This window comes from Flavobacterium sp. (assembly GCF_965277525.1).
Taxonomy (GTDB): Bacteria; Bacteroidota; Bacteroidia; order Flavobacteriales; family Flavobacteriaceae; genus Flavobacterium.
Genome location: NZ_CBDIDC010000001.1, coordinates 373,540 through 386,306, shown reverse-complemented (window position 1 = coordinate 386,306; position 12,767 = coordinate 373,540). Strand labels below are relative to the sequence as shown.

At 36.3% G+C, this 12,767-nt stretch carries 8 protein-coding genes; 1 reads left to right on the top strand and 7 read right to left on the bottom strand.

The annotated features are described in order from the left end of the window. Positions 1-8 precede the first annotated feature (8 nt). The 7 genes from ACQY44_RS01560 to ACQY44_RS01530 form a co-directional block, all read right to left on the bottom strand. Complete coding sequence (locus ACQY44_RS01560) at positions 9-1,250, bottom strand: MFS transporter (protein WP_428228664.1); 1,242 nt, start codon at positions 1,248-1,250, stop codon at positions 9-11. A 143-nt stretch (positions 1,251-1,393) separates the two neighbouring features. Continuing rightward, positions 1,394-2,554, bottom strand: coding sequence for a galactose oxidase (locus ACQY44_RS01555; RefSeq protein WP_428228663.1), 1,161 nt, complete (start codon positions 2,552-2,554; stop codon positions 1,394-1,396). A 29-nt stretch (positions 2,555-2,583) separates the two neighbouring features. Next, positions 2,584-3,504, bottom strand: a complete 921-nt coding sequence (locus ACQY44_RS01550) for a dihydrodipicolinate synthase family protein (RefSeq protein ID WP_428228662.1) — start codon at positions 3,502-3,504, stop codon at positions 2,584-2,586. An 89-nt stretch (positions 3,505-3,593) separates the two neighbouring features. After that, positions 3,594-5,054 carry a RagB/SusD family nutrient uptake outer membrane protein gene (locus ACQY44_RS01545; protein ID WP_428228661.1) on the bottom strand — a complete coding sequence of 487 codons (1,461 nt, stop codon included), beginning with the start codon at positions 5,052-5,054 and terminating at the stop codon, positions 3,594-3,596. Between the two features lie 17 nt (positions 5,055-5,071). Continuing rightward, on the bottom strand, positions 5,072-8,506 hold the full coding sequence (locus tag ACQY44_RS01540; protein WP_428228660.1) for a SusC/RagA family TonB-linked outer membrane protein: 3,435 nt from the start codon (positions 8,504-8,506) through the stop codon (positions 5,072-5,074). Between the two features lie 518 nt (positions 8,507-9,024). Continuing rightward, positions 9,025-10,257, bottom strand: coding sequence for an ROK family transcriptional regulator (locus ACQY44_RS01535; RefSeq protein ID WP_428228659.1), 1,233 nt, complete (start codon positions 10,255-10,257; stop codon positions 9,025-9,027). 130 nt (positions 10,258-10,387) lie between these two features. Beyond that, positions 10,388-11,359 (bottom strand): helix-turn-helix domain-containing protein, encoded by a 972-nt coding sequence (locus ACQY44_RS01530; protein WP_428228658.1) that lies wholly within the window; start codon positions 11,357-11,359, stop codon positions 10,388-10,390. A 102-nt stretch (positions 11,360-11,461) separates the two neighbouring features. On the opposite strand from ACQY44_RS01530, the gene ACQY44_RS01525 reads away from it, so the two are divergent. Continuing rightward, positions 11,462-12,613, top strand: coding sequence for an FAD-dependent oxidoreductase (locus tag ACQY44_RS01525; protein ID WP_428228657.1), 1,152 nt, complete (start codon positions 11,462-11,464; stop codon positions 12,611-12,613). Positions 12,614-12,767: the final 154 nt, after the last annotated feature.

Sequence of the window (12,767 nt, the reverse complement as noted above, 5' to 3'; positions counted from 1 at the left end):
TTTATATCCTAAGCATCTGCAAAATCATTGACTTTCGGGCGCAGAAAACCAACCTGAACGAGTAGTGCAACCAACACGACTCCGGCCATTAAGGCAAAACCAAAACCTAAAGTTCCGCTATCAGCAGATTTCCCTAATAATGAAGTAACCAATGCACCGCAGCCTACTCCGGTCATATTCAGAACTCCGTAAGCAGTTGCCCGATGTTTAGAGGAAACAAACTGACAAATGATAGGCATATTATTCGCATCGAACATACCGTATCCGATACCAAAACATAAAACAGCTCCAACCACATGAAATAAGGAATGCCCAAAACCAATCAGCATTAAGGCAGGAATGGTTAAACTTAGTCCGATGGCGCTGGTGTAAACGCGGCCTTTAATGTTTTTTTGAACCCATTTGTCAGATAAAATTCCTCCGAAAATAACGCCTATTAAGGATGAAACTGAAATTGTAATGGTGGCGATAGGTCCGGCCTGATCCATTGAGATATTTAAGTTGTCAGAGAATAGGGTAGGAAGCCAGTTTTTTGTTGCCCATCCCGGTAAACTGATGATGGCGAAATAAAATAAAATCACCCAAAACGAAATATTGGTAAACAATAACGCCAGGCCTTTGAAAAGGGAATCTTTTTCATGGGTTTTATTAAACTCAGGATCAAATACTTTGGTTACTACTTTTTTCTCGTATAAAAAGAAAACCAACACAATCGAATACACAATTCCAACAATACCAAAATGATGAAAAGTAGTATGCCATGAAAACTTTGCGGCGATTGTAGCTCCAAAACCTCCTAAAGCTGAACCTACATAAAGCCCGGTCATGTGAATACCAATTGCCAACGATCTTGTTTTTTGCTGATGATAATCGGCGATTAAAGACAATCCTGCCGGAATATACAAGGCTTCACTCACGCCCATAATGGCTCTTAACCAGTAAATTTGACTGAATGTTGTGGCATATCCCATTGCATAAGTTACGGCCGACCAAACAAATAAACTACCAATAATCAACCATTTTCGGTTTAATTTGTCGGCGATAATTCCGGAAACGGGACTCATTAAAGCATAAATCCAAAGGAAAATAGCCATTAAACGCCCGAAGTTTTCACCCGAAACCAATTCCGGAATGTCGGCTTCCATAGACGGTCGCATGGTTGCCAGCATTTGCCTATCCATATAGTTGAGCAACGCTACAATCCAGAGTAACGCAACGACTAACCAGGGATAATATTTAGAGTTTTTCATATTTTGATTCTTGTCAGACCTAACAGGTTTTTAAAACCTGTTAGGTCTTCTTCGGTTAATTTTAGTTTTTTTGCTCGCAGATTCGGCAGATTGCGCAGATTTTAATTTTGTTAAACCTGTCAGGTTTAGAACTGTTGAATTAATTATTTGATGGTTCCTAACATTACGTCAGGAGTACGGATCCCGGGTTTTATTTCTCCATTCGATAAAACTATTTTATCATTCCAGATCGTTGCGGTTGTTGTGACTTGGGCAAGAAAAGGCAATTCGCCAAGTTTTGACCATTTATTGGTGTGTGTGTTGTATAATAAAATATCGTTGTAAAAACCTTTGTGTGTTGTATTTAAAATGTTTTTTTCGGCGATAAGCTTTAATTTTTCTTCTTCAGAAGTTGCGCTTGCAATTTGAGATAAATAGGTTTCGATTTTATGAAAAGTAGTTCCGTTATCTCCTCCAAGAATTAAAATGTTTTTAGTACCAATGGCAACTCCGGCTCCGGCAGAAAAGTTGGTAGTTTGTTTTCCGTCAGAGATATTCACTTTGGTTTCCCAAGTTTGTTTTTTTAGATCGAAAGCCAAAGTTGTGTTATGTAAATCACTAATTCCCGATGCTGTTTTGGTTCTTCCTCCAATAACATAAATCTTTTTATTTTGAATTATCGAAACTGAATTCGCTAAAGCGAAAGGCAATTTGGTCAACAACTTCCATTCTGGTTTTTCGGCATTCAAATCAAAAGTAAAAACTAAATCTGAGGATTGTTTTGCTTGGTCTCCGCCAATAGCATAAATTATATTGTCTAAATGTGTAAGCGCAATATTAGTAATCGCTATTGGGAAATCGGGTAACGATTTTGTTTCGACTTCATTTTTATCAGCATTCCAATTTAAGATATAAGTTTTATTCGAAAGTCCGTTTTCATTTTCTCCGCCTACATAAACGATTCCTGAATTTGTGGTTACATTTCCCGGATAGGCGATTGGTTCCGGTAATGTATGTATTGCTTTTTTGTTCCAATGAAAATCGTCACCTGATTTTTCTAAAACATGAATTTCATTCGAATACTGTTTTTTTCCTCCTTCCCAAGGCATTTTATCGGGAAAATTAGCTCCTCCGGCAACAATCAAAACATTATTGCTAATTCCGTTTATTGGCCCTGCAAAACCTAAAGAAAGACTTCCGTCAGCATTTTGCAATTGTGCTGCTTTTTTCCATTCGACATTTGTAATCTTTGTTTTTTGCGAAAAACCAACTGTTGTAGACATAATTAAAATAATAAGGATTAAGGAAGAAAAAGACGTATTCATAGGGTTTGTTTTAGAGAAAACGAACTGATTTATTTAGATTTGAAAGCATCAAAATTTAAACCTGCAACATCTTTTTTGAATAATTCAAATTGTTCTGCGCTCATGTTTTTAACCGGTAATCTGAATTCGCCTAAATCCTGACCCACTAATTTCATATACGCTTTTCCCACAGAGATTCCGCCATATTTACCTAAGAAACGAATCATATCAATTGATTTCTGCTGAAGTTGGCGTGCTTTAACCAAATCATTATTATTGAAAGCATCAATTAAATCATAATATAATGGAGCAGCATAATTAAAAGTACTTCCAACAGCGCCTTTTGCACCAAGAACTAAAGCCGATAACATATTTTCGTCACGTCCCCAAAGCATATCAAATTTTCCGTTTTCGTAGCTCATACAACTTTGAAAATCCATAAAATCTTCGTGTGTGTATTTTACTCCCGCAAAGTTTGGAAGTTTATTGTCTAATGCTCTTACCAAATCATACATGGCAACGTTTACGCCTGTTAATACCGGAATGTGGTAATAATAGAAAGGCATATTTGGAACGCTTTCTCCCACTTTAATACAGATTTCGGCAAGTGTATCTACATTGTTTGGTTTGAAATAAAATGCTCCGGTTAAAGAAACAGCATACAAACCAATTTCGTAAGCGTGTTTCGCCAAATCGATACAATCTGAAAGACAAGTTCCGCCAAGGAAAACCATTACTTTAAAATCGGCATCGTGGTTCGAACAATCTGCCCAGGCTTGTGCTACGGCTTTTTTCTCTTCTAATGTAATAGAAACTCCTTCGCCCGTTGATCCGTTAATAAAAGCACCCGTAATTCCGTTTCTTTTTAGAAATGCATAATAAGGCGCAATCAGGCTTACATCTAATTTTCCGTTGCTGTCAAAAGGAGTGAAGGGTGCGGAAATCAGACCTTGTAAATGTTCAATTTTCATGAGTATGTTTTTTTGTTGTTTGTGTGTTTTGTTTGATTAGACTGAGAATTTTTAGACTCCCAGTCTAATTTTAAACTATAGTTTTAATCTTATTTACTAAGCGGATTTTGAACAATTTTCGGATTAAAGTTGATCGTGTTTTGAGAAATTGGAAACAAAACTTGTTTGCCTGCAGTCATTGATGGAACTAAACTTGTTTTATTAAAACGAACCAGATCCCACCATGCTTTTCCTTCAAAAGCCAATTCTTTTAAACGTTCATTTAAAATCACATTATCATTGTTTGCGGGAGAATCATTTGTAAACGAAGCTGAAGGATCTGCTCTTTTCATTACCAAATTCATTTCTGTACTTGGATCTTGTCCTAAAGCATTTTTGATTTCTGCTTTCATCAATAAAATATCTGCCCAACGGTAAATGATAATATCACTTACAAATCGTCTTAAAGTTCCGTCTACAGTTCCGTTATATTTTACTAATCCTGTCACTACAGGAACTGCACCATTGTATAAAGTTAAATAAGTAGCTGCTTTTCTGGTATCTGTAGCGGCAAAGTTAAATCGTGTAATATCCGGCTGAACTCTTGAGATTCCTGCATTTCCGGCCCCAGTTCCCAATGTTCCAAAAGTTGCAGTTGCGGTTGCAGAGGTTAGTGGTGCAAAATCACTTGGACCGACAAACATAAACTGATTCCAGTTGTCTGATAAATTTGATGGTAAATCAGCCAGAGAATAACGAACAGCAAATACAACCTCAGCATTTGCTTTTTTGTCGTAAGCAAAAACATCTTTAAAATTAGGCAATAAAGTTGGAGTTCCGATGGCATCAATAGCAGTTAAAGCTGTATTTAAATCTGTTGTTCCTCCGCCCAATTGTTTTGCTGTCCATAAATTGACATCGGCTTTCAAAGCATAAATTGACGGAAGTGCTAATTGTGTTTTGTTATTTGTAGCGTCCGGAAAACTTGCAATTGCAGCATCGATATCTTTTTTAATGAAAGCAAATGTTTCCTCAATTGTATTACGCGGAATAATGTATTGCGACTGATTGGCATTTTCAGTAGGATCTGTTACGATTGGAACACCTCCCCACGAACGCGCCATGATAAAATAACATAAAGCACGCATTGAATAGGCTTGTGCAATGTATCGTTTTTGCTCGTTTACCGTTGTTGGACTAAAGGTAATTTGTGGTACATATTTTAAAACTAAGTTTGCCGAATGTATTACGGTATATAATCCAGCCCAGTCTACGTCGATATTTTGTGGCGTAAGCAGGTTATTATAATAATTGGCTAATGTTAATGGCGACTGAACACCTCCTGTAATTTCGGCACTTCTGGCTCCGCCCAACAAGTAATAATTTTGTTGTGTCTGGATTCTAAAGTTTACATACATTCCGTTTACGCCAGCTTTGGCATCATCTTCTGTTTTCCAAAAACTATCAGATGTAATGATACTATCAGAAGTTAGTTCTAAATCATCCTGACAGGAATTGAATAGAGAAAGACTAGTGAAAAGTAGTGTATAGAGAAGAAATTTCTTTTTCATGATTTTAGTATTAAAATTTACAAACTGATATTTAAACCAAGGATAATATTTCTGGGAACAGGATAAGTTCCTGTTGAACCTGCTGCAGATAATCCTAAACTAGATCCTCCGTCGATGCCTTGTACTTCAGGGCTCAAACCGCTGTATTTAGTAAAGTAGTATAAGTTACTTCCGGTTACGTACATGCGAAGCGAGGCTAATCTGGCTTTTTCTACCCATGTTTTTGGGAAGTTGTAGCTAAACGTAATTTCTCTAATACATAAGTAATCTCCGCTTTCGTAGTAACGGCTATTTCCCTGAAACATATTCGTGTTGTAAGCCGCTCCACTAGCTTCTGATCTAAATAAGTTGTTTTGGTTGGTTTGATCTGCCCAACGGTAGCGAGGTACATTTGTAATGTCACCTTCTTTTTGCCAGGATTGTCCGCTTTCTGCCAATAATCCGTAGTTACCCTGAAACTGACCTAAGAAACGAGCTCTTGCTTCGTTGTAAATTGTAGCTCCTAGAGAGTAATCTGTTCTTACGGTTAAAGAGAATCCTTTGTATGAAGCATCAAAATTAAAACCTCCCACAAATGTTGGGAACATATTCCCCATATACTTTCTGTCTCTGCTGTCGATTATGCCATTTCCGTCAGTATCTTCGAACACCGCATCTCCGGCGAATTTTTTACCTTCTGGATTACCACCTCCGGCAGCTGTTTTGGTTACATAAGTATCATGAACTTTTAAGTTGTAAGCATCTGCTTCTGCCTGAGTCGAAAGAATGTATAATTGTTTATGTGCATAGAAGTTTCCAATTTTTTGTCCTTCTTGTAAACCTCCTACATATTGGTATGTTCCACTATTTTGATCGAAAATTTCAGTTCCGCCAATTCTGTTGTTTAAATTTCCGTTTGATGGAAGTTTTTCAATCGTGTTGGTGTTGTGAGAAACGTTTGCTCCAACATTAATTTTCCAGTCGTTTTGATTGTAAACATTTGCTTGAATTTCTAATTCGAAACCTTTACTTCTTAATCCTCCAAGATTGGTTAAAACTGTAGAGAAACCACTATTAGAAGGAAGCGTTAAGTTCGTTAATAAATCAGAAGTTAATTTGTTGTAGAAATCCCCAATAATTCTGATTTTATCTTCGTTGAAACCTAAGTCAAAACCACCATTTATGGTTTCAGATTGTTCCCATTTTAAACCCGGATTTGCAATTTGTGAGTTGATAATTGCCGATTGTCCGTTGTAGCTGTTGGCTACACCATTTGTTGAACCAGAATACAATCCGCCAGCCTGAAAATCTCCTAAAGTTCCTAAGTTACCATTTACACCATAACTTCCTCTAAGCTTAAGCGAAGAAACCACTTTTGGCATTGTAGCCGCCCAGAATTTTTCTTCCTGCATGTTCCATCCTGCCGAAATTCCAGGAAAGAAACCGTATCTGTTATCTGGTCCTAAACTTGATGATCCATCATAACGGAAAGAAGCTGTTGCAAAATATCGGTTTTTATAATCGTAATTTAAACGTCCGAAAACACTATTTAAAACCAATTTTGTATTGTTGCTGTAAACCGAAACCGGAACAGGAGAAGAGTCTAAAGTCTGTGCCAAATCTGATGGGCTGCCTTTTCCTGATGCATTAAACGATTTTATAGTACGATCGTATTTTGATGCTCCCAATTTGGCATCAAAATTACCAATGCTTTCCCAGTCTTTTTTATAAGCAAAAACACCTTCGTATTGTACTTGCGAAATTTGATTGCTTAGTCGTGTCGCTGTACGCGTATTGTCTACCAAACCACTGCTTCCGCTTAAAAATGCCTGCTGAAAAGTGTTGTCATTCTCATTTTCGCTATAAAGCGACATCGAAGGTGTAAAGGTAAAATCTTTGGCCAGTTTTAATTCGCCATCAACGCTCATTTGTAATTTATTGTTTTCGTTGATTCCTTTCATTTTACCCATTTGGTACAATGGATTTCCGTTAATGTTATTTTGACCCGGAGCCAATGTTCCGTCTTCTAAATACATTTTTGTAGTGGGCGAGTTTCCTAAATATCGGTTGAAAACAACACTATTGGCAACGACCTGATTGTTGCTTGCTTTAGAAAATAACATTCGACCATTAATCGTAAAATTGTCGGCTACTTTAAGCGAAGCATTCAATTTACTCGTGAACCTTTGATATCCTGTAAATATAGTAATACCATCACCTTTTAAATAGCCTAAACTTAAATCGAAAACTCCCGTATCATTACCTCCGCTAAAACCAAGTGTATGGCTTTGCGTCATCGCAGTCTGAAACAAAACATCGTTCCAGTCTGTGCTTTTGTACATAATAGTACTGTTCGGATTTAAAGGATCTTGTAATTCCTGCCATCCTTTTGCCTGAAGCGTATTAATAGTTTCAGTTGATAAATTAGATTTTAATAAAGTAGCAAACGGAGTATTGTTTTGAAGATTATTTCCTGTACCGGCCGGAGTTGCACCCGTTAACTGACCCAATCTTGCAATACCTGTTGTAGTAGAAAGTCCGGCAAGTTCTGCCGCATTATAAAGACCCTGACGTTGAAATTTGATATAATCTCCGCCATCCATAAAATTATATTTTTTACCAATTGTGCTGCTTTGAGTCGAAACACTATAAGTAACTTTCATTTTACCGGCTTTACCTGTATTGGTTGTAATAATAATAACTCCATTAGAAGCTCGTGCTCCATAAATTGAGGTTGCAGCAGCATCTTTTAAAACCTGAAGCGAAGCAATATCAAGAGAGTTAATATCATCAATTTGAGTACGAATAACACCATCTACTATATATAAAGGAGTAGCACCGGCAGGATTATCGATAGAGGTACCTCCACGAACCAGGATGTTCGAAGCTTTTCCGGGTTGACCAGAAGATGTTTTTACCACCAAACCCGTTACGTTTCCTTGCAAAGATTGTGTTACGTTAGAGTAAGGTACATTTTCTAATACTTTTTTATCCAGTTTAGAAACCGCAGTACTCAAAGTTCTTCTGTTTTGAGAACCGTATCCTACTACAATTACTTCATTCATTTGTTGTCCTATTTCTTTAAGAACAATATTAAGAGGAGAAGTACCAATCGTTACTTCTTGTTCCTGAAGACCTATATAAGAAACGATTAATGTAGTCGCATTATCCGGTACATCAATCGTAAATTTTCCGTCAAAATCTGTTTGAGCGCTAAAGTTGGTTCCTTTAGCCACAATATTTACACCAGGCAAAGCTTCCCCTTTTTCGTTTGTAACCTGACCTGTTACTTTCTTTTGATCCAATTTATTTTTTGCGGGATTTTTATAAGTAAGTGTAGTACTTTTTTCTGTTTTCGCAGCGGTTAACTGCATGGTAAAAACTAAAAGCAACGTGGAGGTTAGTTTTAAAACTTTTCCGTGTTTAGGAGTAAACCTACAATTTATAGGTTTACTTTTAGGCAATAATTTCATACTTTTGTAATGGTTTGGTTAATAATAACTTTGTTAAAGGTCTGTTTATTAATTTTCAAGTCATTGTTCCTGCGAGGGAACCAGCCAGCAATGTTGCAAGCATTCGCTGGCTTTTTTATGACTAAAAACAAATATTTTATGCAATGGTTTGAATTGATATTATAGTTGATCTTTAATCTTTACTTCATATATAAAACTTATATTCTTTTTGTTGTACTCTTTTTGAGAGGATTTCTTTTTACTCCTTTACTGTTTGCCTTTTTATTTTTTAGAATTCCCGATTTAATAAATATTTGAGCCAAGTGCTGATTAAAATGAATTTTGCTTATTATAAGTAATTTGTAAATAAGTTTGTCATTTTGTCGGTCATTTAACAATGAAATTTTACATTGCTAATAAATGTTACCAGAACTTTAACGATAAATTAATTTATTATCATGAGGTAAAGATATAAAATATTTTAAAATAACAATATTGGTTATTAAAATATTTTAATAATTAAGAAGAGGTTGGAAAATTTAGTTATTAATTAACGGGAATAACATCTTTTCTTTGATGACACAACAAGCGCCAATAACGCCCGCACGACGGCCTAAAGCAGACTTTTTAAGCTTCATATCACGGTTTACTAAACCTAGTGAATATTTTTTTAATGCAGATTGAATAGGAAGTAAGGCATAGTCGCCTAATTGTGCGAAATCTCCGCCAATTACCAGTAGATCAGGGTTGAAGATATTTAATAAAATAGATAAATAACGTCCCATTTTTTCGCTTTGTTGTGTAACCAGATCAACACAAAGTGTGTCTTCGAGATTCACGGCTCCGGCAATAATAGCATTATGTTGTAGTGTAGAAGAACTTTCGTCAAGAGTAACTTTGGATTGTTTTCCTTCTTTTACGGCTTCTTTAAATTGATTGATCAACGACCAGCCTGAAATTTCAGTTTCCAGACAACCTAGTTTTCCACATTGGCACATGATCTCATTATTAAAAATGGTACTATGACCAAATTCTCCTGAATATCCTGATTTTCCGTAATATAGTTTACCATCTGTAATCATTCCAATGGCGACTCCCCAGCTGTAATTGACAAAAATGATGTTCTGTTCGTCGTCTACCACACCTTCGCAATATTCGCCAAAGGCCATGGCACGTGTATCGTTTTCTAAATGAACCGGAAGATCTAATTGTTCTGAAATGATTTCGTTTAAAGGCCTGTTTTCACTAAAGAAATAGTTATAACTAAAACCTTCCATCGAATTGATTCGGCCAGAAAAGTTGATGCAAACACCCACAATCAGTTTTTTATCTACAGAACTGTCTTCGATAAAAGAATTGATTAATTCGCAAAACTTTAATAATGATTTCTGAGTATTTTCTAAAATGAAAGAAGTGCCTAATTCTACGCTAACCAATTCATTTTTGATGTTTTGTAAACCAATAGACATGCTGCTGATTCCCACCTCAACACCCAAAAAATAAGCACAAGTTGGGTTAATGCTATATAAGGAAGGTCTTCGTCCGCCGCTGTTGGTAATTTTTCCCATGTCGATCACGTAACCTTCAGTCAATAATTCATTTACCGCTTTGGTTACCGTGGGAACGCTAGATTGTAATTCAGTACTTAACTCGGCAATGGTAGAATTACCGCCCGAAAGCAAACGTTTCGTTATAGATTGTCTTAGCATATGCCACTTTTGGCCGGAAAGACTTTTATCTTTACTATTGTCTAATAAATCTTTTAAACTCATCGTTTTTTATAATTGCGTGTCTCCTACAAACTTACTATATTTTTTAAATAATTATAAGAATTGGCTTTAATTATTAAATTTTTTTTTTTAATGTGACATCTATTTTAAAAAGGAAGAGTATTTGAATTTTTTAGCTGCCTGAAATTACCGAATACTTTTTGGGTTTAATGCCAATATGTTGTTCAAAAACCCTTGAAAAATGACTCAGGTTGGTAAAACCCAATTGATAACCCACCTCAGAAACCGTTAAATGTTTATCTTTTAATAATCTCGCTGCTTCCTGTATTCTTGCCGATTGAAAATATTCAAAAACACCTTTTCCAAACGTTTGCTTAAAAAGTTTACGCAATTTAGGTTCGCTCATTCCGGCTTCTTTTGCCAGTAAAGCAATGTTAGGGGATTCGCTTAAAGCTGATTGCAAACGTAGCTTGATTGCATAGATCGATTTGATATCCTCAATATGCATATTGCTGGTTGGGAGGGTTTCACGTTGTATCAATTGCGCAAAAATGCAGCACAGTAATTCTTCGCATTTGAGTTTACAATAATGACTTTCCAGACTCTCTGATACAGGTTGCAGAATTTCGCTGGCCGTTTTGACCATTTCGGGAGAAATGCCCGTCTCATAAGCAAAATTATCTTTACTATTCAAAATGCTGTCCACAATAGGATGTGTTATATTTCCAAAAGTCCCACGCAGGTATTCACGCGAAACAGCAATCGTAATACTTCTGAAAAAAGTATTCGAAGGCATCGTAATTACAGAAGAAATAGCATGCATACAAATAAACACATTGGGTTGTTCCGGCTGCAATTGTTTTTCGGTTTCTAAAGTGGGCGGAAAAATACCACTTAGCATAAAAACAACATCATCCTGTCCTTCAACAAGTTCATTGGTTCGCTCGATTAGAATTTCTTCCTTCAGGTAATAGTTTCTCAGCATCATTCGCAACTCATTATTTCCCCAGGAAAATCCGGTAATATAACCTCCGCCTTTGCTTGCAGGAATATCTATAAAACGTCCGCGAACAGTTGCACCAATAGCGTGAGCAAACTGAAGTGTAATACCTGTATTTTGTTTATCTGTAACGGATATTTTCATTTGCGACTATTTTAATATTATATATGAATATTTTATTCGTAAAAGTAACAATAATTTTGTCACGACAATAAAATAGAAATCAAACAAATAAAAAATATAAGTATGGTACTAAAAGATAAAAAAGTGGCAATTGTGGGCGGTGGTCCCGGAGGATTGACATTAGCAAGATTGCTTCAGCTTAAAGGAGTTGATGTAAAAGTATACGAAAGAGATGTTCATGCAGAAATTCGCCATCAGGGTTCTACACTTGATCTTCATGAAGAATCAGGATTAGAAGCACTTCGAAGAGCGAATTTAATGACCCAATTCAAAACCAATCACCGTCCAAATGCAGGGAGATTTGTGATTTTAGATAAAAACGGAAATATACTATTAGACGAACATGCTCTGGGAGATGATTATGAAGAAACACGTCCTGAAATAGATCGTCAGGCATTGCGTACTATTTTATTACAGTCGCTAAATCCTGATACGATTGTTTGGGACAGTCATTTTGTTGCTATGGAACCTAAAGGCGAAGGATGGCTATTACATTTTAAAAATCAAACGGCCTATGCCGATTTTGTTGTTGCGGCAGATGGAGCCAATTCTAAAATAAGACCTTATATTACAGCCATTAAGCCCATTTATTCTGATATTACAATTATAGAAGGTAACGTCTATAATGCTGCGAAGAATGCACCAAAAATGTGGGAACTAACCAATAATGGAGCTGGATCTGTAATGATTTTAGGTGACAATCAATCTTTATCGATGAATACAAAAGCTGATGGAACATTGAGTTTTTATTCCGGCAATAAATTCCCTGAAAACTGGGTTGCTGAAAGCGGAATCGATTTTAAGGATAAAAAAGCAGTTGAAGTTTGGTTTAAGGAGCAATTTGGTTCCTGGCATCCTATGTATCAGGAACTTTTGGCAAGTGATGAAGTAAGTATAGTGCCAAGACCTATGTATCATTTTCCTTTTGATCAAACCTGGGAAACTTTACCTAATCTTACCATGCTGGGAGATGCAGCGCACAGAATGCCTCCATACGCGGGAGAAGGCGTAAATATGGCCATGCAGGATGCTTTTGAACTAGCAGAATGTTTGACCAGTAGTGAATTTGACGATATTACAGATGCTGTTTCAAAATACGAATTGAACATGCAAAAAAGAGCTTCAGAAGTGACGCAGGATACTTTGCAAAACACTCAAATAATACATTCTGATGATGCTATCGAAAAAATGTTAGCGATGTTGAGTGGCGAGTAAACTGAATTAGTATTAGACGGAATGTATTGGTGCAGGAAATTTCAAAGGGAATAGTTTTTTAACTGTTCCCTTTTTTTATGGAGTTCATAAACGATATTACACAAATATCTGACACGTAACATCTAAGACACGAAATGTTAATACAATGTTTTAT